23 protein-coding genes are annotated in these 24849 nt (G+C 63.8%); 10 read left to right on the top strand and 13 right to left on the bottom strand.

Annotated features, from left to right (window positions below):
• Positions 1-13: 13 nt before the first annotated feature.
• From ACEWQZ_RS06045 to pepQ, 8 genes are all read right to left on the bottom strand, one after another.
• Positions 14-1330: a restriction endonuclease subunit S gene (locus ACEWQZ_RS06045; RefSeq protein ID WP_476482176.1), complete on the bottom strand. Its 1317-nt coding sequence runs from the start codon at positions 1328-1330 to the stop codon at positions 14-16.
• Positions 1327-2334, bottom strand: a complete 1008-nt coding sequence (locus ACEWQZ_RS06040; RefSeq protein ID WP_476482175.1) for a virulence RhuM family protein — start codon at positions 2332-2334, stop codon at positions 1327-1329. Before ACEWQZ_RS06040 ends, ACEWQZ_RS06045 begins: the two co-directional genes overlap by 4 nt.
• The gene (locus ACEWQZ_RS06035; RefSeq protein WP_476482174.1) at positions 2331-4502 is read right to left on the bottom strand and encodes a type I restriction-modification system subunit M; all 2172 of its coding nucleotides are present in this window, start codon (positions 4500-4502) and stop codon (positions 2331-2333) included. The genes ACEWQZ_RS06040 and ACEWQZ_RS06035 overlap by 4 nt, the downstream gene beginning before the upstream one ends.
• Positions 4503-4803: 301 nt before the next feature.
• Entirely contained in the window at positions 4804-5667 is an 864-nt protein-coding gene (locus ACEWQZ_RS06030; RefSeq protein WP_476482173.1) for a glycine betaine ABC transporter substrate-binding protein, read from the bottom strand.
• A gap of 89 nt (positions 5668-5756) precedes the next feature.
• On the bottom strand, positions 5757-6602 hold the full coding sequence (locus ACEWQZ_RS06025; protein ID WP_476482172.1) for an ABC transporter permease: 846 nt from the start codon (positions 6600-6602) through the stop codon (positions 5757-5759).
• The gene (proV, locus tag ACEWQZ_RS06020) at positions 6595-7854 is read right to left on the bottom strand and encodes a glycine betaine/L-proline ABC transporter ATP-binding protein ProV (protein ID WP_476482171.1); all 1260 of its coding nucleotides are present in this window, start codon (positions 7852-7854) and stop codon (positions 6595-6597) included. Before proV ends, ACEWQZ_RS06025 begins: the two co-directional genes overlap by 8 nt.
• A 77-nt stretch (positions 7855-7931) precedes the next feature.
• The gene (locus ACEWQZ_RS06015; protein ID WP_476482170.1) at positions 7932-8615 is read right to left on the bottom strand and encodes a class I SAM-dependent methyltransferase; all 684 of its coding nucleotides are present in this window, start codon (positions 8613-8615) and stop codon (positions 7932-7934) included.
• Between the two features lie 338 nt (positions 8616-8953).
• Positions 8954-10282: a Xaa-Pro dipeptidase gene (pepQ, locus tag ACEWQZ_RS06010; RefSeq protein ID WP_476482169.1), complete on the bottom strand. Its 1329-nt coding sequence runs from the start codon at positions 10280-10282 to the stop codon at positions 8954-8956.
• Positions 10283-10354: 72 nt separating this feature from the next.
• On the opposite strand from pepQ, the gene cysS reads away from it, so the two are divergent.
• Positions 10355-11728 carry a cysteine--tRNA ligase gene (cysS, locus tag ACEWQZ_RS06005; protein WP_476482168.1) on the top strand — a complete coding sequence of 458 codons (1374 nt, stop codon included), beginning with the start codon at positions 10355-10357 and terminating at the stop codon, positions 11726-11728.
• Positions 11725-12144 carry a SufE family protein gene (locus ACEWQZ_RS06000; RefSeq protein WP_476482167.1) on the top strand — a complete coding sequence of 140 codons (420 nt, stop codon included), beginning with the start codon at positions 11725-11727 and terminating at the stop codon, positions 12142-12144. Before cysS ends, ACEWQZ_RS06000 begins: the two co-directional genes overlap by 4 nt.
• Positions 12145-12380: 236 nt before the next feature.
• Here ACEWQZ_RS06000 and dksA read toward each other — a convergent pair whose 3' ends face one another.
• Positions 12381-12806, bottom strand: coding sequence for an RNA polymerase-binding protein DksA (dksA, locus tag ACEWQZ_RS05995; protein WP_476482166.1), 426 nt, complete (start codon positions 12804-12806; stop codon positions 12381-12383).
• Positions 12807-12884: 78 nt separating this feature from the next.
• Here dksA and yidD point away from each other — a divergent pair, with 78 nt between their 5' ends.
• Positions 12885-13118 (top strand): membrane protein insertion efficiency factor YidD, encoded by a 234-nt coding sequence (gene yidD, locus ACEWQZ_RS05990; protein WP_476482165.1) that lies wholly within the window; start codon positions 12885-12887, stop codon positions 13116-13118.
• 23 nt (positions 13119-13141) lie between these two features.
• Here the strand turns inward: yidD and murA are convergent, their stop codons facing one another.
• Positions 13142-14401 carry a UDP-N-acetylglucosamine 1-carboxyvinyltransferase gene (gene murA / locus ACEWQZ_RS05985; protein ID WP_476482164.1) on the bottom strand — a complete coding sequence of 420 codons (1260 nt, stop codon included), beginning with the start codon at positions 14399-14401 and terminating at the stop codon, positions 13142-13144.
• A gap of 5 nt (positions 14402-14406) precedes the next feature.
• Positions 14407-14655 carry a BolA/IbaG family iron-sulfur metabolism protein gene (locus tag ACEWQZ_RS05980; protein ID WP_476482163.1) on the bottom strand — a complete coding sequence of 83 codons (249 nt, stop codon included), beginning with the start codon at positions 14653-14655 and terminating at the stop codon, positions 14407-14409.
• 111 nt (positions 14656-14766) lie between these two features.
• On the opposite strand from ACEWQZ_RS05980, the gene ACEWQZ_RS05975 reads away from it, so the two are divergent.
• The 6 genes from ACEWQZ_RS05975 to lptB are packed head-to-tail and all read left to right on the top strand — an operon-like array spanning position 14767 to position 19091.
• Positions 14767-15747: a calcium/sodium antiporter gene (locus tag ACEWQZ_RS05975; protein ID WP_476482162.1), complete on the top strand. Its 981-nt coding sequence runs from the start codon at positions 14767-14769 to the stop codon at positions 15745-15747.
• A 33-nt stretch (positions 15748-15780) separates the two neighbouring features.
• Positions 15781-16758, top strand: coding sequence for a KpsF/GutQ family sugar-phosphate isomerase (locus ACEWQZ_RS05970; RefSeq protein ID WP_476482161.1), 978 nt, complete (start codon positions 15781-15783; stop codon positions 16756-16758).
• A complete protein-coding gene (locus tag ACEWQZ_RS05965) occupies positions 16755-17258 on the top strand; it encodes a KdsC family phosphatase (protein ID WP_476482160.1) in 504 nt (167 codons plus the stop codon). The genes ACEWQZ_RS05970 and ACEWQZ_RS05965 overlap by 4 nt, the downstream gene beginning before the upstream one ends.
• A complete protein-coding gene (gene lptC / locus ACEWQZ_RS05960) occupies positions 17255-17866 on the top strand; it encodes an LPS export ABC transporter periplasmic protein LptC (protein WP_476482159.1) in 612 nt (203 codons plus the stop codon). The genes ACEWQZ_RS05965 and lptC overlap by 4 nt, the downstream gene beginning before the upstream one ends.
• The gene (gene lptA / locus ACEWQZ_RS05955) at positions 17826-18368 is read left to right on the top strand and encodes a lipopolysaccharide transport periplasmic protein LptA (protein WP_476482158.1); all 543 of its coding nucleotides are present in this window, start codon (positions 17826-17828) and stop codon (positions 18366-18368) included. Before lptC ends, lptA begins: the two co-directional genes overlap by 41 nt.
• Positions 18369-18371: 3 nt before the next feature.
• Positions 18372-19091: an LPS export ABC transporter ATP-binding protein gene (gene lptB / locus ACEWQZ_RS05950; protein WP_476482157.1), complete on the top strand. Its 720-nt coding sequence runs from the start codon at positions 18372-18374 to the stop codon at positions 19089-19091.
• A 60-nt stretch (positions 19092-19151) separates the two neighbouring features.
• On the opposite strand, the gene ACEWQZ_RS05945 is transcribed toward lptB, so the two are convergent.
• Together ACEWQZ_RS05945 and ACEWQZ_RS05940 are read right to left on the bottom strand one after the other, a co-directional pair.
• Positions 19152-21188 carry a serine/threonine-protein kinase gene (locus ACEWQZ_RS05945; RefSeq protein WP_476482156.1) on the bottom strand — a complete coding sequence of 679 codons (2037 nt, stop codon included), beginning with the start codon at positions 21186-21188 and terminating at the stop codon, positions 19152-19154.
• Positions 21189-21371: 183 nt separating this feature from the next.
• Entirely contained in the window at positions 21372-22973 is a 1602-nt protein-coding gene (locus ACEWQZ_RS05940; protein WP_476482155.1) for a peptide chain release factor 3, read from the bottom strand.
• Between the two features lie 142 nt (positions 22974-23115).
• Here ACEWQZ_RS05940 and ACEWQZ_RS05935 point away from each other — a divergent pair, with 142 nt between their 5' ends.
• Positions 23116-24843, top strand: coding sequence for a hypothetical protein (locus ACEWQZ_RS05935; protein WP_476482154.1), 1728 nt, complete (start codon positions 23116-23118; stop codon positions 24841-24843).
• Positions 24844-24849: the final 6 nt, after the last annotated feature.

The following is a 24849-nucleotide window of genomic DNA, read 5'->3' as shown; positions in this document are numbered from 1 at the left end:
GCGTTCCCCCAGTTCATGCCACCTTGATCTGGCCGGTGACAGCATTGGTGATCAGGGCGGAGCGGTATTCTTTCAGCCGCTCAACTGCCGCATCAATTTTTAACTCAGCTTCGGCGGTCCCGGCATTCTGACGCCGGCAATACTCGGCTATTTTCCGCTGCTCTTTTAGAGGCGGAAGTGGGCAAGGAAATTGCTTTGTTCGCTCTTGGTTGATAATCCCAAGAGTACTCGCGGCAGACATCATTTTCAGCTCAGCGCGTCTCGAATATAAGTAGTATGCCAAGTAGCAGTGTTCGACATCCGGCAGCGTCATAACCACATTGATCTGTTGATTGGCAGAAAATCCTCGAGTAGATACGGCGATTTTCCCCAGCGTAGCTCCAATACCAACGATCAGCACGGATTTGGATGGGAAAAGCCGACTAACACCGTCATCAACGGCTTCCTGTGATATTTTTTTGGTCGCGCCCTCCAAGGTTATGTCGTCAGAGATGTCTCCCGGCGTATACCAATCAATCCCTTTATCACAAAAATAGTCTGCGCCAGCGCTAGGAGGAGTTGAACCGGTTTTTACCTTGGTTGATATCCTCCGAATGCTTCGAATTTCCCAATGCGCCGGAATCTCCCCCAGCCACTCGATGCCGCTGTCCTTCATGGGCACATCGGAGTCCAGCCCCTTGGTGACGGCCCGGGTGATCAGGGCAGTGCGCTTTTCGGCCAGCAGGTCCAGCAGGCGACGCTTCTTCTCGATCAGCGTATCGATCTCGGCGGTTTTTCGGTCGAGGAAATCGGCGACCTTCCGCTGGGTCGGTAACGACGGTAAGGGGAGGCGGAAGTCCTTGATGAACTGTTCGGGAACGCGCTTCTGGCCGCCGGCACCGTACATGGCGCCTTCACCCAGCTCACGGAATAGCTCGGATGCCGTCAGATAGTACAGAAAACGTCGATCGAGCTTCTCTTCAGGGCGCACCACATGTAACTCGGTCGTGCCGAATGCGACCCCGCTCTTGAGCCCCTCAGCAATCGCTCCCTTGCCGTTCTCGAAGCAAGGGGTGATCTTGGCGATTACAACATCCCCATCACGAAATGGCGTATAGCCATCTCCAACTTCTTCCAACAATTTGCCCTGATCGAGCTGAATGCCTCCGTGCTCGCCAACTGCAGCCATCGGTACGAACGAAACTTCGGTTTCCGGTGGCAGCATCACCTTTTCGGACGGGTTCACACGAGACAGGAAGCGCAGCCGACAGTCCTTCCAGCCCTCCGGACGGGGGGTTGTATGCCACAGCCCCATCGCACCAAGCCGAAGCGTCGCAGCCTGTTTGGTCACTGCGATTCCCCTTTCCTTTTCGCCTTCTGTTCCAATGCCTCCAGCTCCCGCAAGTCCTCCGCATCGGCCTCCAGCGCCTCATCCCGCCGTCGCTGAGCGTCGAATTCATCGTAGCGTTCCTGGGCGATCCGCCGGGCCTGTTCAGCGCTGACCGAACCGGCGCCTTCCAGCACGTCGCGTTCGTTGAACTCAAGCAGCCTGTCGACGTTGTTGTGCCAATAGTCGAGGGAAAGGTCCTTGCGCTGCTTGGCGCGCAGTTCGGCCTGCTCGAGAAAGATCACCACCAGGCGGTTGAGGGTGTCGACTTCCTCGGCGTCGAGGTAGTTCTTGGCAATGGTCACATCCTGCTTGCGAACGCGAGCGCCCTTCCAGCTTGTCAGCGCCATATTGGGCGCGTCGGCGTCGGCGCGCTCGACCACGATCTCGGCGGCGGTGTGGCCGGTCACCGCGTAGAGCAGCTTGTTCTGCACCTCAGCAAAGAAAAGCTGGGTGTCCCGGTCGTCGGGCCGATAGTCGCTGGAGAGCTGAAACAGGTCGCGTACCTTCTGGTAGAAGCGCTTCTCCGAGGCGCGGATATCGCGGATGCGCGCCAGCAGCTCGTCGAAGTAGTCCCAGCCGCCGGGTTCCTTGAGGCGCTCGTCGTCCATGACGAAGCCCTTGACCAGGTATTCCTCCAGATGCGCAGTGGCCCACTGGCGGAACTGGGTGCCGCGCGGGGAGCGCACCCGATAGCCCACGGCCAGAATCATCGGCAGGCTGTACCATTTGACCTGGTAATTCTTGCCATCTGCGGCAGTTGTCAAGTTTTCCTTGACAACTGCATTTTCAGACAACTCCTGTTCTTTCAGAATGTTACGAACATGCAGGCTCACGTTCTGTTTGGTCGTCTCGAACAGCTCGGCCATCTCCGCCTGGGTCAGCCAGACGCTGTCGCCCTGAACCCGGAGCTGGACCTCGGCCTGCCCGTCGTCGCTGCGGTAGAGGATGAGTTCGCCCTGGCTCACGCCGTCACCCGCTTGAGCAGTTCGAGGATTTCGCCCTCCAGCCCCCGGATATCGCGCTCGATTTCCTCGAGCGGCCGCGGCGGCTTGTAGACGTAGAAATGCCGGTTGATGGGGATCTCGTAGCCCACCCTGGTCTTGCCGTGGTCGATCCAGGCATCGTCGACGAAGGGCAGCACTTCACGCGCCAGATACTCCTCGCAGTGATCGCGCACCAGCTCGAGCAGTCGGGCGTTGTCGGCGTTCTTTTCGTAGCCCATGGGCAGCGGCAGCGGAATGTCGGCCGGCAGCGGCACAATCTCGCTGTCGCGCAGCTCCGTATCCGGTTCGGGGTTGCCCTTGGCATCGCGGCAGATGGCCGCCTCGGGGTCGCGTTCGGACAGCGCGCCGAGAATGGCTTTTTTGATCGGTGCCGGCAGTTTTTCGCCGGCGGTCTTGAACGCGACCTTGAGTACCGGCTCGAATTCGGCCCGGTCGTCGTAGCGCTGCTCGTCCATCCCCTGCAGGAGTTCGATGATTCGCTGCTGGGTTTCCTCACCGGCCTTGACCTCGGCATCGTGCTCGGCCTGGTTCTTGCGCTTCTTGCTTTTGGCCAGGTTGGCGAAGGCGGTTTCCTGCCAGAGCCGCTCGATGCGCTCCGGGCTGGCCTGAAAGTTGAGTCGCAGCGGCCGCTCCACCGTAATTTTCAGGTAGCCGAATTCGCGATTGTCGAAGACTTTCGAGCAGACCCGCTCCTCGAGTTCGTCGTGGGGCCCCACCTGACAGGTGGCGCCTTCGGCGAAGTCACCGTAAAGGCGGGTCAGTTCCTCGATGTGCTCGGGGCCCAGCTCGTTGCGCTTGTTGCCCAGGCTCTTCTTCATCTTGCGGTAGTGGCGCGTGCCGTCGATGAGCTGCACCTTGCCCTTGCGATGGTCGGCCTTGCGGTTGGTCACCAGCCAGATGTAGGTATAGATGCCGGTGTTGTAGAAGAGCTGATCGGGCAGCGCGATGATGGCATCGAGCCAGTCGTTTTCGATGATCCAGCGGCGGATATTGCTCTCGCTGGGCCCGGGCTCGCCGTTGAACAGCGGCGAGCCGTTGAAGACGATGGCAATCTTCGAGCCCTCGCCGCCCTGCGCCGGCGGTGGGTTCATCTTGCTCAGCATATGCAGCAGAAACAGCGTGGCGCCGTCGTTGATCCGCGGCAGGCCCGGCCCGAAGCGGCCGTTGAAGCCCAGCTCCTTGTGCTCTTTCTTGACGGTATCTTCCTGCGGCTTCCATTCCACGCCGAAGGGCGGATTGGCCAGCATGTAGTGAAAGGTCCGGTCAGGGTGGCCGTCTTCGGTCTCGCCGTCGCCCAGCGTGTCGCCGAAAGCGATATTCTCGATCGGCTCGTCCTTGATCAGCAGGTCCGAGCGGCAGACCGCCCAGGACTCCTCGTTGTATTCCTGCCCGAAAAGATGCAGATGGGCCTGCGGGTTCTGTTCGGTGATGTATTCCTCGGAAACCGAGAGCATGCCGCCGGTACCCGCGGCCGGGTCGTAAATCGTGCGGGCGATACCGGGGGTATAGACCTCCTCGTCCTCGGTGTAGAGCAGATGGGCCATCAGGCGGATCACCTCGCGCGGGGTGAAGTGATCCCCGGCCTCTTCGTTGGCCTGCTCGTTGAACTTGCGCACCAGCTCCTCGAACACATAGCCCATGTCGTGGTTGCTGACCCGATCCGGATGCAGATCGATTCTGGGATCGGCAAACGCCTTGACGATCAGGTAGAGCCGGTTGGCCTTGTCCAGCTTGGCGATCTCGGCTTCGAACCCGAAGGCCAAGAAGATCTCGCGGGCAGACTCGGAGAAACCGTTGATGTAGCTGGTCAGGTTGCCGGCAATGTTTTCCGGGTCAGCCAGCAGCTTCCTGAAGGTATACGCACTGATGTTGTAGAGCGGGTGCTTTCGGCCGGAGATGGCCTTGCTGGCCAAGGCCCGATGAAGCGCATTCCCCTCCAGGCCGCGGGCCTTGAGCTTCTCGTGCTCATTGAGCACCTGCTCCTTGGTGGGTTCGAGCACGCAATCAAGGCGCCGCAGCACGGTCATCGGCAACATCACCTTGCGATACTGCGGCGGCCGATACGGCCCACGCAGCTTGTTGGCGATATCGAATACGAAATTGATCAGGTTGGTGGTGTTCGCGGTCATTCAGTCACAATTTTGCTTGATTGTTTTCGAGGATTACGGTTCACAGAACTGCGACGAAGACATGCGTATCACTCGCTTGCGGCTTCCGCCATCTTCAGGTCAGGCAGTGCCACGCCCGAAGGAAAATCGACCTGGCACGCGGCTGGTGTAAGCAAATCCGGGTTCTTGCCGAGCCCCCATTGTTCGGGGATATACTGCCGAAATCCTGCTCAGCGCGCAAACATGGCGCGATGCGGGCCCGCACGAAAAAGCCCCGCCGAAGCGGGGCTTTTTCAACTGACTGTCAATTGCCTGCAGCAATTCAGTCCATCTTGCCGGTGACCCAGTAGTCGATCAGCTCGGGGTTTTCGTCGATGAACTTGCTGACCGCCTCCTCGTAGGAGGTGTCCTGGGCGTTGTACATGGCCGCCTGCAGCTCGTCGATGTCGAGGTGCATGCGCGACAGGAACAGCGCGGCTTCCGGGTTGTCCTGATAGAAGCCCTTGCGCGCCATGGCGTGAATGCGCTCGTAGCTGCCGAGCGTGCCCTTGGGGTCTTCGAGGTAGCGCAGGTCGTAGGCGCCAAACATCCAGTGCGGGCTCCAGGCGGTGACCACGATCCACTCGTCGCGCTTGACCGCGCGGTCGAGCGCCGCGGTCATGCCGGCGCCGCTCGAGATCTGCAGGTCATAGTCGAGTCCGTAGTCCTCGATGGCCTTCTTCGACAGCCGGGTGATGCCGGCGCCGGGATCGATGCCGGTAATCGTGCCCTTGAGCTTCTTGCGCACGTCGGCGTTGTTGAGATCCTCCATCGAAGAGACTTCGCTTTCGGGAATGTAAGTGGGCACGGCCCAGCCCAGACGGGCGTAGCCGTAGAGAATGCCCAGGCTGACGAGGTCGGAGCCGACGCTGTCCATGTAGTCGGAGTGGGTGTCGGGCAGCCACGACATCATCATCACGTCGATGTCGCCCGAGGCCACGCCCTGATACTGCGGCGCGATGTCGGTCTGGACCAGCTCGACGTTCTGATCGAGGCGCTCTTCGAGTATCTGGTCAGCCAGCTTGGTGACGAACTCGGCGTCCGACCAGGCGGTCCAGCCGATGCGGATATCCTGGGCCTGAACGGGTGCGGCAAGCACCACACTCAGCCCCAGGGCGATCAATAATCCAGCGAACTTGTGTCGCATGATGTTTTCTCCTCTTCGTTTGATGCGAGAAAATATCGTGCCGCGCATGATGCGCGGTACACGACGCGCTACCTGACAGAACTGAGGGGTCAGCCGCGCTGTCCGGGCGCGAAGCTCTGGGTGATGCGGTCCAGCAGAATGGCCAGGATGACCACCCCCAGACCGCCCTCGAACCCGAGCCCGACATTGAGTCGCTGAATCCCCGTCAGGACCGTATTGCCCAGACCACCGGCGCCGATCATGGAGGCGATGACCACCATCGACAGCGCCAGCATGATGGTCTGGTTCACGCCGGCCATGATCGATGGCATGGCCAGCGGAAACTGAACCTTGGTTAATAGTTGGCGGCGAGTGCAGCCGAATGCAAGTCCGGCCTCGATCTGCTCTTCGTTGACCTGGCGAATGCCGAGGTTGGTCAGGCGCACCGCCGGCGGCATGGCAAACACCACCGTGGCGATGGCGCCGGGCACCTTGCCCAGGCCGAAGAAGATGGCCGCCGGAATCAGATAGACAAACGGCGGCATGGTCTGCATGAAGTCCAGCACCGGTCGGCAGATGGACTCGACCAGGTCATTGCGCGCCATGGCGATGCCGACCGGGATGCCAATCAACAGGGCAACGGTGCTTGCCGCCAGCACCAGCGCCAGGGTCTGAACGGTCTGCTGCCAAAGGTCGATGCCCAGGATGACGCCCAGGGCGACAAAGGCAAAAATGCCGAACTTCCAGCCCACGCGCCACCAGCTCAACCCGATGAGGATCAGGCTCAGCAGCCAGGCCGGCAGGAACATCAGCGCCGTCTCGAACGAGTCGGTCAGAAAGCCGATGACCAGCGCGAAACCATCGAGCAGGCCGGTCAGGTTTTCCTGAATCCACAGCACGATGGCCTCGACCCAGTCGTCGATGGGAATTCGAAACTTGTCGAGCCACTCATCCATTATCGGTCTCCCCCTGTGCGGTGTCGGTGTCGGCGTCGGTTCCATTCACGTCGTTGTCGCTCGTGCGATCGAGGGTGCGCAACAGGCGGCTGCGCGATACAGTACCCAGGTAGCGCCCGTCTTCGGCAACGATCGGAATGGGGGCGCTGGTCTCGGCGCAGCGCGCGATCAACTCCTCGAGCAGGCCGTCGTGCGCCACCGGTTCGAGCGTTTCGAAGGCGTCGCGGAAGGTCGATTCGCCGGGCTGATTGAGGGTATGGGCCAGCGAATCAGCCGATACCAGACCTTCGTAGCGCCCGCCGGAGCCAACCACTACTGCGTAGTTGCGGTCGTATCGCCTCAGGCTCTCGAGCGCAGCGCGCACGCCCATGCCTGGCCGCTCGACCACGGTGACCTGCTGCTTGTCCATGATGTCGCTGGCGGTAAAGACCTGGGCGATGTCGACGCCGTAGAAGAACGACCTGACGTAGTCGTTGGCCGGCTTCGTGACGATTTCTTCGGGCGTGCCGACCTGTACCACCTGGCCGTTCTGCATGATCGCGATGCGATCACCGATGCGCATGGCCTCGTCAAGGTCGTGCGAAATGAAGACCACCGTTCGCGCATGCTGGTGCTGCAGCTCGAGCAGTTCGTCCTGCATTTCGGTGCGAATCAGCGGATCGAGCGCCGAGAAGGCTTCGTCCATGAGCATGATCGAGGGGTCGGTCGCCAGCGCGCGCGCCAGACCCACGCGCTGCTGCATGCCGCCGGACAATTCGTCGGGATAGCTGTTGGCGTTGGCCTTGAGCCCGACCTGATCGAGCGCCTCGCGGGCGCGCTCGCGGCGCTTGTCGCGACTCTCGCCGGCGACTTCCAGGCCGAATGCGGCGTTGTCGAGCACGGTACGGTGCGGCATCAGCGCAAATGACTGGAACACCATGGCCAGATCGCGGCGACGCAGGGCAATGAGCTCCTTGTGGCTCATCGAGGTCACGTCGCGCCCGTTGATGCGAACGCTGCCGCTGGTCGGCTCGATCAGGCGGTTGAGCAAGCGCACCAGCGTGGACTTGCCCGAACCGGACAAGCCCATGACCACGAAGGTTTCCCCCTTGTTGATGGTCAGATCGGCGTTGTGAACGCCGACGGTCTGACCGGTTTTTTCGAAGATCTCGTCCTTGGCAAAACCCTGTTCGATCAGCGGCATGGCCGCGGACGGGTTCGCTCCAAAAATCTTGTAGAGCCCCGATACTTCGATCACTGGAGCATCAGTCATGCGCAACCTACAAGGTGTGAAGGCAGTGCTACACCTTAAGCGTCGGCCCGAAAAGTTTCAAACCGGTGGCGCTGTTCTCAGCCCGCTTCGGGGTCGATGACCTGCTTGCGCACCAGGGTCAGCCCGTCGCCGACGGGCACGATCGACACGTCAACCTCTTCGCGGTCGCGCAGGTAGTCGTTGAAAGCACGGATGGCCTGTGTATCGTCGTCGCTGTCGGCTTCGTCGATCACCCGGCCAGACCACAAGGTGTTGTCGATCATGATCAGGCCGCCGGGGCGCACCAGCTCGTGACAGCGCTCGAAGTAGTCGATGTAGCCGGCCTTGTCGGCGTCGATGAAGGCCAGGTCGAAGGTGTCTTCGCAGCCGGAGACCAGAAGCTCTTCGAGTGTTTTCAGCGCCGGGCGCAGTTCGAGCATGATGCGATCGGCCAGGCCCGCTTCCTGCCAGTAGCGCCGCGCAATGTCGGTCCATTCACGACTGACGTCGCAGGCGATGGTGCGCCCGTCTTCGGGCATGGCCAGGGTGACAGCCAGCGCGCTGTAACCGGTAAACGTACCGACCTCGATGTAGCGTTTCGCGCCGATCAGCCTGGCCAGCAGTGCCATGAACTGGCCCTGCTCTGGCGCAATCTGCATGCTGCGCTGCGGCAGCTCGGCGGTTTCTTCACGCAGCCGCGCCAGCAGCGGATGTTCCTGCATGGAGTGGCCAAGGATATAGTTCTGGAGCTCGTCGCTGAGACCGATAGACTGGTTGGACATGAAAAACCGCCGTAGGCATTACGCTTGTTCAAGTGGCCGTGACCCGGAGTCACGCAGAAGATGCACCCCGCCTGGTCAACCGCCTCGCGTTTCATCACGGCGGTTGTCCCGGGCATGCGATCAGTATCGTTTTCGACGTGGTGACGACGGCCGCCGCATTCAAGTAGACCTCCCCACCAGCGAGCCCCGGAGCCATCAAGGACAGCCCAGGGAGCCGCTGAGGGCGTGGCCAGCGCGTGGCTGACGGTGGCCGCCGGAGCACGGGAACCGGAGTGCATAGCAAATGCATGCCGATCTCGAGCACCGTCGGACGCCGCCCGCCACGTGTGCAGTAGCGGTCAGCGGCTCCTTTCAGCGAACGCCTGGCGGGTGAAGTTCACCGGCTCGCTCTCGCTGACCAGCACGTTGTCTTCTATGCGGATGCCGCCAAAAGGCGTCAGCCGCTCGATGGCCTGCCAGTCGACCTTTGCGGCGTGATCGCCGGCGCGCAGCTTTTCCAGAAAGGTCGGTATGAAGTAAAGCCCCGGCTCGATGGTCACCACGTTGCCCGGTTCGAGCTTGCGCGTCAGCCGCAGCGCCGGGTAGCGCGCCGGCGGCGGCAGTGCATTGCCGTGCTCGTCCACAAGGCCGCCCACGTCGTGGACCTGGGCGCCGATATGGTGGCCCAGGCCGTGCGGCAGAAAATGTGCACTCACACCGGTTTCAACCTGCTCTTCGGGCGGCATTCTGACGAGGCCGGCCTGCTCAAGCACGGCGGCAACCGCCAGGTGCGCGTCGCGGTGCAGGTCGACAAAATCAACGCCGGCGCGCACGCCGTCGGCCAGACTGCGCTGCGCGGCATCCATGGCTTCGACCAGATTGCCGAACTCACGGTGCTCTTCCAGCGTCCAGGTGCGCGTGATATCGGCGGCGTAGCCGCGCCAGTCGGCACCGGCATCAAGCAGGAAACTGCGCATCGAGCGCGGCACCTCGGGCGAGCGGAACTGGTAGTGAAGCACCGCGGCGTGTTCGTTGAGGGCCACGATACTGCCGTAGGGCAGCGTGTCCTGATCGGCGCCCATGGCGGCGAGATAGGCCAGGTGAATCTCGAGTTCGCTTCGGCCTTCACGGAACGCTTCCGCTGCCGCCAGATGGCCGGCAATGGCCAGGCGGTTGGCGCGCTCGATGCAGTCGCGCTCGAAAGCCGTCTTGCGCGTGCGGATCTCGTCCAGGCGCCACATCAGCTCGGGCGGGTTGAGATCGGCGCCGTCAAGCAAGGACCCCAGCGCACGCTCGTCGCCAATGACGGCCAGCGCGCGCTGTTGGTGAAACCGTTCGTGCCACTCTTCGGGCGAGCGCACCACCTCGACGTCCACGCTGTCGGTCAACCAGTCGGCCGGCGGCTCGGACGGCATGTGCCAGAAATCATCGGGCTGGCAGTGCCACAATCGGGGCTTGTTGCCCGGACGCAGCTCCAGCAGGCCGTCGGCCGCGAACGGCATCGGCACCAGCGCCACGAAAGGCCCGTGGGCGCGAAACGGCGGCGGGCTGTCGTCGAACAAGCGGTTCTCCGGCCGCCCGGAGTGAATCAGCAGTCCGTCGTAGCCGAGCTCGGCAAGAACGGCGTCTATTTCCGCGCGCCGATGTTCGATATGACGGGCATAAAGCAGCGCTTCCGGGTTGGGCATGGGGAGACAGTCCTCGATCAGTTAGAATTCAGAGCTTGTCATTCTAGCCCCTGACCGCCAATTTAGTCACCGATGACCATCCAGATATACAACACGCTCAGCCGGCAGAAAGAGGCGTTCTCGCCGCTCGATCCGGAACGGGTCACCCTGTATGCCTGCGGCCCCACCGTCTACAGCTATGCCCATATCGGCAACGCCCGCCCGGCCGTCATTTTCGATTTGCTGTATCGGGTGCTTGCACGACGCTTTCCGCAGGTGGTCTACGCGCGCAACATCACCGACGTCGACGACAAGATCAACACCGCGGCGGCCGAACAGGGCGTGGCAATCGGCACCATCACCAACAAGTTTGCCGACATCTACAATCAGGACATGGCCGCGCTGGGCGTGGGCCGGCCCACCGTCGAGCCGCGGGCAACTGATCACATCGATGAAATCATCGCCATGATCGAGCGCCTGATCGACAAGGGTTGCGCCTACGCCGCCGAAAACCACGTGCTGTTCAGCATTGAATCGGCGCCCGACTACGGCGAGCTGTCGCGCCGCGACATGCGCGAGATGGTGGCCGGGGCGCGCGTCGACGTGGCCCCCTACAAGAAGCACCCCGGCGACTTCGTGCTGTGGAAGCCCTCCGACGAAACCCAGCCGGGCTGGGACAGCCCCTGGGGCCGCGGTCGCCCCGGTTGGCACATCGAATGCTCGGCCATGAGCGCCGCGCACCTGGGCCAGGTCATCGACATTCACGCCGGCGGCCAGGACCTGATCTTTCCGCATCACGAAAACGAGATTGCCCAGAGTCGCTGCGCCCACGGCACCGAGCACTTCGCGCGCTACTGGATGCACAACGGTTTCGTGACCGTCGACAAGCGCAAGATGTCGAAGTCGCTGGGCAACACGCTGATCGTGCACGAGCTGCTGAAACAATGGCCCGGCGAGGTAATGCGCTACCTGCTGCTGTCGGCTCACTATCGCCAGCCGCTGGACTGGTCAACGAGCGCTCTCGAGCAGGCCCGCAACACCCTCGACCGACTCTATGGCCTGCTGCGCAGTCACCCGCCTGCGGCGATCGACGTCGAGCCCGAGACCAGCGTGATTGCTGCGCTGGAAGACGACCTCAACACGCCCACGGCGCTGGCAGAAATCAATACCTTGGCGCGCCGGCTGTCTGCGGCCCCAGCGTCCGATCAGCCCCGGCTGGCGGCGCGCCTGAAGGCAACCGCCGCCCTGCTCGGCCTGCTGCAGGTCGAGCCGGACGCCTGGTTCAGGCGCGGCGTGGATGACGCTACCATCGATGCCGGCGAAATCGAGCAGCTGATTGCCGAGCGCAATGCAGCACGCGAAGCGCGCGACTTTGCCACCGCCGATCGCATCCGCGACGAGCTGACCGAGCGCGGCATCGAACTCGAAGACAGCGCTGATGGAACGCGCTGGAAGGCAAGCTCATGAGCATCGAAACAGCACAGCGAGAAATCGTCGAGGAGTTCAGCCTGTTCGACGACTGGATGGACCGCTACCAGTACCTGATCGACCTCGGCAGGAAGCTGCCCGCGCTCGACGAGGCCGACATGGTCGAGGACCATTTGTTGTCCGGCTGCCAATCTCAGGTCTGGCTGATCACCGAGGGCGACGCCGAACGCATGATTTTTCGCGCCAACTCGGATGCCGCCATCGTCTCGGGCCTGATCGCCCTGCTGCTGCGAGTCTATTCCGGTCGCAGCGCGCCCGAAATCCTCGACTCCGAACCCCACTTCGTCGTCGAGATCGGCTTGAGCGACCACCTCTCGCCAACGCGTGCCAATGGCCTCAATGCCATGCTGGCCGAAGTCCGTCGCCAGGCCACGCGCGCACTCGAGGCCGCCTGAACACCCCAGGGCTTGGGCCGGAAGGGGCTGCCTTCTTGCGCGACTGAGCCTTGCCTCGGGCCGGCGCCGCTGGGCGCCGTATCGCGGTCTGGAGCCGCGCTCCCACGCCCATGGGGCCCTCTCCCGGAGCAAGACAGCCTCTTCGGCCAACGGAGAAGAGCGGCCTCGCGCCACGCGTAAAAAAGCCCCGACAGTGCGGGGCTTTTCATCAATCAGCAGCTTCGGATCAACGCTCCTCAGCGATCGCGCATCTGTTTCTGCTTGAGTTCCCAACGCTCCTGAGCGTCGAGGCAGAGCGTGGCGATCGGCCGGGCTTCCAGGCGGGGCAAGCCGATTTCCTCGCCGGTTTCTTCGCAGTAGCCGTAGGAACCGTCTTCGACTCGGGCCAGGGCCTCGTCGATCTTGTTGAGCAACTTGCGGTAGCGATCGCGGGTGCGAAGTTCCAGGCTGTTTTCGGTTTCGCGGCTGGCGCGCTCGGCCTCATCGCCGACATCGCGGACCTCGCCACGCAGGTTGTCGATCGTCTCCTGAGACTCCTGGATCAGGTCTTCACGCCATTGCAGCAGCTGGCGACGAAAATACTCCAGATGCTTCGGGCCCATGTACTCTTCGTCTTCGGAAGGCTTGTAACCTTTCGGCAGTTCAACACTCTTGCTAGGCATCAGCTCACGGCCTCTTCAAGCCAGGTTGTTGCAAAACCGACGATTATATATCCTAGTCGGGAACTCTGGGCAACCCCGATGCAGACTTTATTTCTCGGCCTGATCCGGGCCTATCGTTACTTTCTGTCCCCCTGGATTGGCGGGCAATGCCGTTTCGACCCGACCTGCTCGGTTTATGCCAGCCAGGCAATCGAGCTCTACGGCGCCTGGCGTGGCGGCTGGATGGCGGTCAAGCGCCTGCTGCGCTGCCATCCGTTCTGCCCCGGCGGCGAAGACCCCGTGCCCGGTTACGACAAGGAAGAGGTCGAATAACGCCTGTCGCCGAGCGCGCCGGATCAGCCGGCCAGCCGGCGAATGTCGGCGCCGAGCTGGCGCAGTTTTTCCTCGATGTTCTCGTAGCCGCGGTCAATGTGATAGACGCGGTCGATCAGGGTTTTGCCCTCGGCAACCAGGCCGGCCAGCACCAGGCAGGCCGAGGCGCGCAGATCGGTCGCCATCAGCGGGGCCGCGGTCAGACGCTCGACGCCCCTGATGATGACGGCGTTGCCCTCCAGGCGAATATCGGCACCAAGGCGCTGCAGCTCCAGCACGTGCATGAAACGGTTCTCGAAAACCGTCTCGCGAACGATACCCGTGCCCTCGGCAATGGCGTTGAGGGCGGTGAATTGCGCCTGCATATCAGTCGGAAAGCCCGGATACGGCGCGGTGGTGACGTCAACCGCGCGTGGCCGTCGCCCGGCCATGTCGAGCTCGATCCAGTCTTCGCCGGTGGTGATCCGCCCGCCGGCCTCCTCGAGCTTGGCCAGCACGGCATCGAGCGTGCCCGGCACTGCATTGAGCGCGCGCACGCGGCCACCGGTCATGGCGGCAGCGGTGAGAAAGGTGCCGGCCTCGATCCGGTCGGGCACCACCTTGTAGTCATAGCCGGAAAGACGCTCGACCCCCTCGATGACAATGGTATTGCTGCCGTGCCCGGAGACCTGTGCGCCCATCGAGTTGAGGCAGTGGCCCAGATCGGCGACCTCCGGCTCCTGCGCGGCGTTTTCGATGACCGTGGTGCCCTGCGCCAGAGTCGCGGCCATCATCAGGTTTTCGGTGCCGGTAACCGTGGCGGTGTCGAGCACGATGTGCGCGCCCCTGAGGCGATCAGCACGGGCCTGGATATAGCCCGACTCGACGGTGATCTCGGCCCCCATGGCCGCCAGGCCCTTGAGGTGCAGATCCACCGGCCGGGCGCCGATGGCGCAGCCGCCCGGCAGCGACACCTGGGCCGCACCGCGGCGCGCCAGCAGCGGCCCCAGCACCAGAATCGAGGCGCGCATGGTCTTGACCAGCTCGTAGGGCGCGACGTCGCTGTCCATGGCCGAAGCATCCAGCTCCACGCTCAGACGATCGCCCAGGGCGATGGACACGCCCATCTGGCCAAGCAGCTCCATGGTGGTGGTCACATCCTTCAGATGTGGCACGCCTTCGAGCCGGCAGGGCTCTTCGGTCAGCAGCGCGGCCATGAGGATGGGCAGCACTGCATTCTTGGCGCCGGAAATCTCGACCGAGCCGTCCAGCGCCCTGCCGCCGACAATCTGGATTCCGGCCATGCCCATCAGCCGTCAACCGCCGCCTGGCCGGCTTCTTCGGTAGTTTTCAGATCCAGACTCATGGCGTGGATCTCTCGCCCCAGCGCCTCACCAACGGCCGCATGCACCTTGCGGTGACGCTGGATGCGCGACAAACCAACAAAGGAATCGCTCACGATTCGGGCGACATAATGCACGTTGTCGTCGGATTCAACCTTGACCTGTGCTTCGGGCATTGCCTGTAGAATGCGCGTTTCGATTGCAGTGATATCCATGGATTCAACCCGGAGGGGAGTGAAAAAGAGCGGCCGCAACAGCATGCGGACCAGCCGCCTAGTGTACCCCATCCTCTCCCTGTCCCACCTTCGCGCCGCCCGGGAACCCGTATGACGATCACCATCGCCCTGCTGCAACTGCTCGCCGGCTTCGTGCTGCTGATCTGGGCGGCCGACCGGCTGGTGGCCGGCGCATCGGCGCTGGCACGCAACTTTGGTGTGTCGACCCTGATCGTGGGTTTGACGATCGTCGGCTTTGGCACCTCGGCACCAGAGATGATCGTTTCGGCCATCGCCTCGCTCAAGGGCAACCCGGCGCTCGCCATCGGCAACGCCCTGGGGTCGAATATCGCCAATATCGGCCTGATCCTCGGGCTGACCGCGCTGATCTATCCGCTGCGCGTCGACCCGGCCACCTTCAAACGCGAGGTGCCGGTGCTGGCGCTGATCATGCTGCTGACACTGTTTCTGATGTGGGACCTGGAGCTTTCGCGCCTCGACGGTACGGTACTGATCGTCGGTCTGTTCATGCTGGTGGGCGGCATGGTGATGCTGGGCGTGAAAAGCGGTGGCCAGGACCCGATCACCGCGGCCCTGACCGAAGAAGTGCCGCCGGGCATGCCGATGCGCGCCGCCGTGATCTGGACCGTACTGGGCCTGATCCTGCTGCCCTTGAGCGCACAGGTGCTGGTAACCGGCGCCGTGACCCTGGCGCTTCTGGTGGGCGTTTCCGAGGCGGTGGTGGGCCTGACCGTGGTGGCGCTGGGCACCAGCCTGCCGGAGCTGGCGGCGGCTGCGACCTCGGCCTACAAGCGCGAAGACGACCTCGCGATCGGCAATATCCTCGGCTCGAACATGTTCAACCTGCTCGGTGTGCTGGGCATTGCTGCCGTGATCGAACCCATGCACATCGAGCCCATGCTGCTCAACCGCGACATGCTGGTGATGTTCGCCATCTCCATCCTGCTGCTGGTCATGGTCTGGCGCCGCGGCGGCCAGAGCTTGATCACGCGGCCCGCCGCGGTACTGCTGTTTGCCGGCTATCTCGGCTACCAGACCCTGGTGATCTGGGAAGCGCTGCTGGCACGATGATGATCCGCTTCGGTCTGCATTAGAATCTGAGCCATGAATATCGACTCTCGCCGTCTGATTCATGCCGCCAGCGAAGTACTGGCCACCGAAGCACGCGCGATCACCGCGCTGGCCGAGCGCCTGGGTGAAGACTTCATTGCCGCCTGCAGCCTGCTGCTCGATTCGCCGGGCCACCTGGTGGTGACCGGCATGGGCAAGTCCGGACATATCGGCAGCAAGCTGGCCGCCACCCTGGCGTCGACCGGCACGCCGGCCTTTTTCGTGCACCCGGCCGAAGCCAGTCACGGCGACCTCGGCATGATTGCCGCAGACAACGCCGTACTGGCGCTGTCGAACTCCGGCGAAACCGAGGAAGTGCTGCGCCTGTTGCCGGGCCTCAAGCGCCTGGGCGTGAAACTGATTGCGATGACCGGCAATCCGTCGTCAACGCTGGCGCGCCACGCCGATGTTCACCTCGACACCAGCGTTGATCGCGAGGCCTGCCCGCTGGGGCTGGCGCCAACTGCTTCGACCTCGGCCCAGCTTGCGCTGGGAGACGCTCTGGCCATTGCGCTGCTCGACGCCCGCGGCTTCACGGCCGAAGACTTTGCGCGCTCGCACCCGGCCGGCAGCCTCGGGCGCCGGCTGCTGCTGCGCATCAGTGATCTGATGCACACCGGCGAGGCCCTGCCCATTATCCGTGCCAACGACAGTATCGCCGAGGCCATCATGCAGATGACGCGCAGCCGCCTGGGCATGTGCGCAGTGCTCGACGACGATGAAGCCCTGGTGGGCATCGTCACCGACGGCGACCTGCGTCGCCACGTCGACGAGCTGGCCGATATTCGCAGCAAGCCGGCCGAGCACATCATGACGCGCGACCCGCGCACCATACGGGCCGATGAACTGGCGGCCGCGGCGGTGGAGCTGATGCAGAGTCATCGCATTCAGGGCGTTCTGGTCACCAATGCCGAAGGCCGGCTGGTGGGCGCCCTCAACTTTCAGGATCTGCTGCAGGCGGGCGTGGTATGAGCGCGAACATTCAGCTGGCCATCTTCGACGTCGACGGCGTGATGACCGACGGCCGCCTTGCCTACACCGATGCCGGCGACGAGATCAAGACCTTTCACACCCGCGACGGCCTGGGCATCAAGGCCCTGCTCGACAACGATATTGCCGTGGCCATCATCACCGCTCGGCAGTCACCGATCGTGACCCGGCGCGCGCAGGAGCTGGGCATCGAGCACCTCGTTCAGGGGCGTCAGGACAAGGCCGCTGCGCTGGAGGAACTGCTGCACACGCTCGATCTGGCCGGTGAAAACTGCGCCTACACCGGCGACGACCTGCTCGACTGGCCGGCGATGCGCCGCTGCGGCCTGAAGTGTGCGCCAGCCGACGCCAGCGCCTGGATTCGTGAGCGCGCCGACTTTGTCACGCCAGAGCGCGGCGGCTTTGGCGCCGTGCGGGCGGTGTGCGAGCGTATCCTCGCCGGACGCGGCCTGCTGGGCGCCTGGCAGGATGGCTTCGAGTGACCTGGCGCGTGGTGCTGATCGGCTGCCTGGCGCTGGTGCTGGCGCTTGGCATTCGCTGGCTGATGCCCAGCGACCGCAGAGCCACGCCGCCGCTGTCGGTACCCGACCCGCAGTTCGACTACACCCTGACCGACTTCTCGGCGCGCTTTCGCGATGCGCTCGACCGCGTGGAGCTCACGCTCTCGGGGCCCCGGCTCGAGCACGTCTGGGCCGAGCGCGTCGCCCGGCTGGAGGCGCCCGAATTCCATATCGAGCCCGAAGGCGCCGACTGGCGGGGTTCATCGAATCAGGGCCGCGTGCTGCGCGATCAGGAAATGCTCGTGCTCGAGGGCGATATCCAGCTTGTCCATCGCGCTCGGGGTGGAGACATCGAGGTGCGCACCGAACGCCTGCGCTACGACCGGGGCAAGCGTACAATCTCGTCGGATACACCGGTGACGATCACGCAGACGGAATCCCGGCTGCGTTCCGGCGGTCTGAGAATTCAACTGGACAAAAACCTTCTGGAACTGACTGATGGCGTACAAGGTGAGCTCGAGCCGGCCGTGGCTGATCGCGACGGCCGTCGTGCTGGCGCTGCTGCTGGCAAGCCTGGCGACCGCGGCTGAAGCACAGCACAAAGGCCCTATCGGGGTCGAGGCCGACAACGCGCAGCACGATACCGAGCGCAATGCCTCCCACCTGGAGGGCAGCGTGCGCATCACCCGCGGCGAGATGGAAGTGACCGCCGACGAAGGCTTTGCCTATCGCGGCGATAACGGCTACGAGCGCATCGAGCTGTTCGGCGAGCCGGTACGCTGGCGCACGCTCAACGAAGAAAACCGGGAAACGACCGGTCACGCAGACCAGGTGATCTACAGCCTGATCGAACGCACTGTCACCCTGGTCGGCGATGCCTACATCGAAGACCCCCGCGGCACCTATTCCGGCCAGCGCCTGGTCTACAGCCTGGATACCGAAGGCGTTCGCGGCGAAGGTGGCGTGCGCCTGTCGATCGAGCCGGAGGTCATCGAAAACGATCAACCCGATGAAGCGCCCAACGACCCGGCCGACGACGCCACCGACAACGAGGCCGACGATGAGGTCGACAATGAGACCGAGCCGGACTGAGCCGTGCTGATCGCCGAACAGCTGTCCAAGCGTTACAAGGGGCGTGCCGTGGTTCACGGCATGTCCATGCAGGTCGATACCGGCGAGATCGTCGGCCTGCTCGGCCCCAACGGCGCCGGCAAGACCACCTGCTTCTACATGGTGGTGGGACTGGTCACGGCCGACGGCGGTCGCATCGTACTCGACGAACGCGACATCACGCGCGCGAGCATGAACCAGCGCTCGCGCTACGGCCTGGGCTATCTGCCGCAGGAAGCCTCGATATTCCGGCGCTTGTCAGTGGCCGACAACATCAAGGCGGTGCTGGAACTGCGCCGTGATCTCGATCGCTCCGGCCGACGTGATGAACTCCAGCGCCTGATGGAGGAGTTTTCGGTCAGCCATCTGGCCGATCAGTCGGGCATCAGCCTGTCCGGCGGCGAACGCCGGCGGGTGGAAATTGCCCGCGCGCTGGCAGCCAACCCGTCCTATATCCTGCTCGACGAGCCCTTTGCCGGCGTCGATCCGATCTCGGTTGGCGAAATTCAGAACATCGTCCGGCACCTGACCGAGCGCAACATCGGCATTCTGATCACCGACCACAACGTGCGCGAAACCCTCGGCATCTGCGACCGCGCCTACATCATCAGCGAGGGCCGGCTGCTCATCCACGGCTCGCCCGATGAGGTCATGGCCGACGAGAACGTCCGCAACGTCTATCTGGGTCGCGAATTCCGGCTGTAGGTCGGAGTGGCATGCCGGGCGGAAGAGACAGTCCGGCTCTGGAAAAGAAGCTGCTCGCCATCAGTCGAACTGGTCTCGAATCCCCGGCAGCCAGGGCCGTACGGAATCCACCGCGCGGCGGGTAGCGTTGAGCGCGGTGAACTCGATCTGCTCGACCGGTGATGCGCCGATCTTGCGCATGCTGTGCAGGTCGAACGTTACCGCCTCGAGCTGGGCAATGAAGGCCCTTTCAATGCGATTGTAGTACTGCAACTCCCGCTCGCCGGCCGGCAGCGCGCGCGCCACCACAACGTAGCGCGCGCCGGCATCCAGAGCCGGGCGGGCCAGGCCGACCAGGTCGACTTCCTCGCCCTGGACATGATTGCGGTAGCCGCTGACAAAGCTGCGCTGCACCAGCGGATGGCTGCTGCCGCGCAGCGCCGATTCGATCTCGCGCACCATCGGGTCTGCAACCACGGGATCACCAACACCGATCACGACCACGCCGCGCGGCAGCGGCGCGGCCTGGCGGGCGGACGCACCGGGGTCAGATTCACCTGTTGCGGGCTCGCCTGCCGGCGATTCGACCGGCTCGGCAGGCGGATCGGTTGCAACCACGGCCTCCTTTGGATCCGATGCCGCGGGCGCTGCCGACATATCCGCGTTCCCGGCGGCGGCCGTGGTCTGCGCTGCTGCGGTTGCTGCCGAGTCATCCAGCTCGGCCACTCCATCGCCTTCCCCGGCGGGACTGTCGGTCGAGTCGGAGGACGCGGCCTGTGTGTCAGCCGCCAGAGCGTCGGCTGCCGGCTCTTCTGGCAGCGGCACTTCACTGCCGTCACCGCTGCCGGCATCGGCAATCGCCTGCCCGGCGCGAAGGCCGCCGGCGGCATCGGCGATGCCGCCACCTTCTCGTGAAGCCGCCGACCGCGTGGCCGAGCCGGCTTCAGAGTCGCCGGCTCCGGCATCGGCCACGGCTGCGTCCTCGCTGCCCGCGCCGCCCGGCAGCCAGGCCGTCATGCGGTTCCAGGTGGCCGAATCCAGCCGCGTCAGCCCAAAGCCGGCGGCGGCCAGCGCAGCCACGAACACCAGCGCCAGGGCAACCCATCTTCCACGTCGCTTCGGCGCCGGTCGTTGCACCGGCACCGGGTGCGCAGGTTCGGCCTGCGTTTGCAGCGCCGCCGCGGCTGCGGCAGCGTCAACCGTGCCGCCGGCGGTTGGCGACAGCACGCCGGTCGTTGCCAGCGCCTCGGTGACCTCACGCTCGGCGGTCGAAGGGCCGCTGTCGGAACGTTCCACCGGCCCGGTCCGGCCGGTCTTGAGCGGCTGCATATCGGCCAGCAGTTCAGTCCAGCTGGCGTAGCGATTATCTGGCTGGACTGCCAGCATTTTCCGCAGGATGTCGATGACGCGATCGTCGACCCGACCCTCGAGTGCCGACAGGTCGGGAAAGCCGTCTTTGGCCAGCTGAGAAAACGCCTGCTTGAGATCGCGGCCCGGCATCAGGCGCTCACCGGCGAGCATCTCGAACCACACCACGCCCAGCGCGAACATGTCGCTGCGCGAGTCCGCCGGACCGGCACTGAGCACCTCGGGGGCCATGTAGCCCGGCGTGCCCATGACGGTGCCGCCCTCCGGGCCGGACTGCTCGGCGGCAATGCAGGCGATGCCGAAGTCGGTCAGCACGGCGCGGCCGCGACGATCGATCATGATGTTGCCCGGCTTGACGTCGCGGTGCACGATATCTTCGGCGGCGGCGGCCGCCAGGGCGCGAGCCGCCTGCTCGGCCACCCGGCGCGCCATCTCCGGCGAGCACTGGCCTTCACGGTCGATGAATTCGGCCAGCGATTCGCCGTCGACGTATTCCATGACGAAATACGGCTTGCCGTCATGTTCGTCGGCGACGAAAATCTGGGCAATATTGGGATGGTTGAGCGCGGCCACGTTGCGCGCCTCGCGCAGGAAGCGGGCGACGACGATCTCGTCTTCGCTCAGCTCGTCGCTCAGACACTTGATGGCAATGAAACGCTCGAGCTTGGGGTCGAGCGCCTTGTAGACCACGCCCATACCGCCGCGACCGAGTTCGCTGATGATGTGATAACGCCCGAGAACTTCGCCCATTTCCGTCACCTCCCGGCTGGATCAGTCGCCGCGGCCGGCGCGCATGCCGCCCCTTTCGGCCGAATATATCAAACCTAACGACAAATCCACCCGGAACCGGTCACCCGCCCCGCAAACAGTGCGACCACCTCGCACGCCAGCTGCCGAGCACCCCGGGCCGACCTGAAGCCCGCCGGGGGCCGGTCAATCGACGTCGACGTAAACGCTGACCTCGCGCGTGGCCCGGAAAGTGATTTCCGGGTGGCGCTCCTCGGCGAGCTGCAGGTTGATGCGGGTCGGCGCCAGATAGACAAGGCGCCCGCCGCCGTCTTCGGCCAGTTGTTGCTCGTTCTTGTTGCGGAACTTGTCGAGTTCGCGCTCGGACTCGGCGCCGATCCAGCGGCAGGTCGACACGTTGACCGCTTCGAACACCGCCGTGACGTTGTACTCTTCCTTGAGGCGATAGGCCACCACGTCGAACTGGAGAACACCCACGGCGCCAACGATCAAGTCATTGCCGATCAAGGGCCTGAAAAACTGTGTGGCGCCTTCCTCTGAAAGCTGGGTCAGACCCTTGGTCAGGGCCTTGAGCTTGAGCGGGTCTTTCAGCTGCACGCGGCGGAACAGCTCGGGGGCAAAGTTCGGAATGCCGGAGAACTGCAGCTTCTCGCCCTCGGTAAACGTGTCGCCGATGCCGATCGTACCGTGGTTGTGCAGGCCGACGATGTCACCTGGGTAAGCATATTCGGCTGCCGCCCGCTCGCCGGCCATGAAGGTCAGCGCGCCGTGGGTGCGCTGCTCCTTGCCGATGCGGACATGGTGCAGCTTCATGCCCTTCTCGAAACGACCCGAGCACACGCGCATGAAGGCCATGCGGTCGCGGTGGGCCGGGTCCATATTGGCCTGCACCTTGAACACGAAGCCGGTGCATTTGTCCTCGACCGGCTCGACAGAGCGTCCCAGAGTAGCGCGCGCCTGCGGCTGCGGGGCACGATCGACAAACTCGTCGAGCAGCGGAATCACGCCGAAATTGTTCAGAGCCGAGCCGAAGAACACCGGTGTCTGCTTGCCTTCAAGGTAGCGCTCATGGTCAAAATCATGGCTGGCACCCGCCACCAGCTCGATTTCGTCGCGCAATTCGGCGGCCATGTCGCCCAGGGCTTCGTCAGCTTCGGCCGAGTGCAGGCCGGCAATGATCCGCGGCTCCTGGCGCATGTAATTCTTGCCCGACTCATAGAGATGAATTTCGTCGTGCACCAGATGATAGATCCCCTTGAGCCGGCGCCCCATGCCGATCGGCCAGGTTACCGGCGCGCACTCGATGCCCAGCACTTCCTCGACCTCATCAAGCAGCTCGATGGGCTCGCGGCCCTCGCGGTCGAGCTTGTTGATGAAGGTGAAGATCGGGGTATCGCGCATGCGGCAGACCTCCATGAGCTTGATGGTGCGCTCCTCCACGCCCTTGGCGCAGTCGATCACCATCAGCGCCGAGTCCACGGCAGTGAGCACGCGGTAGGTATCTTCGGAAAAGTCCGCATGGCCCGGGGTGTCGAGCAGATTGACGATGCGCTCCTTGTAGGGAAACTGCATCACCGAGGAGGTGATCGAGATGCCGCGCTGCTTTTCCATCTCCATCCAGTCGGAGGTGGCGTGGCGCTCGGCCTTGCGGGACTTGACCGAGCCGGCAAGCTGGATCGCACCGCCGAAAAGCAGGAACTTTTCGGTCAGCGTGGTCTTGCCGGCGTCCGGGTGCGAGATGATGGCAAAGGTTCGCCGGCGCGCAACCTGGTCGGACAACTGGGGCATGCTGCAACAATCCAAGGGAAAACACGCCATTATACCGGCGCAGCTCGCCACTGCGCAGCGCTACACCCGGCGCGATTTGCGCCAACCAAACGGCTACCGTAGCATGGTCAGGAAGGCGGTACTCCAACAACAGGCGGCTTGCATGAACATCAATACCCGTTTTCCCTTCCCCATCCGCGCGGCGCTGGCCGGCACCATGCTGGCACTGAGCCCGGCCCTGCCGGCCCTCTCACCGCCACCGCCCCTGCCAGTCGAAGCGCTCACGGATTTCTACGAGGCCATGAACGGCGACGACTGGCACCGCAACGACGGCTGGCTCGACCCCGAGGTCGATGTCTGCGACTGGTACGGCATCACCTGCGTGACCGAACAACCCGAAAGCGGCGGCTTCGAATGGATCGGCCGCCTCGAGCTGCCGAACAACAACCTGCACGGCGAACTCAGCGCCGACCTGCTCGAACGCATGTGGCGCCAGGGCCCGCCGACGCCAAGCGTCGAACTCGATCTCAGCGGTAACGCCATTGCCGGCAAACTGGCTCACTTTCCCTGGCGCACGAGCGAGGTAAACCTCAATGACAACCTCCTCACCGGCGCCTTCCCTGAATTCACCGAAGAGTTGCCAAGCGACAATCTCGAGCGGCTGAGACTGGCCCGGAATGACTTCTCGGGCCGTATTCCGTCCAGCTGGAAACGTCTGCAGCTGAGCTCGCTCGACCTGGCGGACAACCGTCTGGACGCCGGCGCGAGCAACGCCTTCGCCGCCATGCGCGGTTCCAAACAGAGCTTTCTCTACCTCAACGGCAACCGCTTCGCCGCCGAGCTTGGCGAGGAGATCATGAGCGCCAGCGGTCTGGCCGAGCGCGGCGACACCAACGTCGGCGCCGGGCTGGATATCTGCTACAACGACTTTCTCGTCACCGATCCGGCCGTGCGCGACTGGATCGCCGCGCGCCACGTCGGCTCACCGGATTTCGAGCTGTGCCTGGGCCGCGAGCGAAGCGCCATCGACGCCACCGCCAGCGGCAGCTGGTATCACCCCGAACGCTCCGGCGAAGGCGTGTCGGTCATGCTGCTCGACAACGGCGCGCCGCTGCTCTACAGCTTCAGCTTCAATACCGAGGGCCGCCAGCAGTGGCTGTTCGAGGTCGGCACGGCCGGCGACAAGTGGCTGCGCTGGGATCCCATGCGCGAAACCCGCGGGTATTTCGGCGAGGGCATCGCCACCGCAGAAGACTTCACCTTCGTTCGCGGCACCGGCCGATTCCGCGCCGACCGCGTGGGTGATGACACGCTCAGCATCCATCGCCACTACCACGACAAGCTGGTTTGCGGCCCCTGGTCACCACAAACGCCGGTCGAGGACCCCGGCCTGTGCTGGATGCCGCTGATCGACGACCGGATGGATTACCAGCGCCTGTCGCAGCTGGCCGGAACCACCTGCGATAGCGCCAGCAACTTCCAGCACTTTTCCGGCGCCTGGTACAACCCCGAGCAGTCCGGCGAAGGCTTTCTCGTCGAGGTTCTCCCCGATGACCGGGTCATCGTCTACTGGTTCACCTACAAGCCCGATGGTTCGGGCGAGCAGGCCTGGATGATCGGCAGCGGCGACTTGTCGCCAAATGTCCCCTCGATTCCTGTCCATCCACCCGTCAATCACTTCACCGTCACGCTCTACCAGCCTCAGGGCGCAAGCTACGGGCCCGACTTCGATCCGGAAGATGTGGATCTCGTTGAATGGGGCGAGCTGACGGTTTCCTTCTCGGACCTGGATCACGGCGAGGTGCAATTCGATAGCAACTTCGGAGCATACGGTGCAGGGGAGTTCGCGATCGAGCGCCTGGCCCGGCCGATGCTTGCCGACTGCGATTAGTCGCCA

The sequence above is a fragment of the Wenzhouxiangella sp. YN1 genome (genome assembly GCF_056324145.1).
This window is presented reverse-complemented; position numbering and strand designations above follow the sequence as displayed.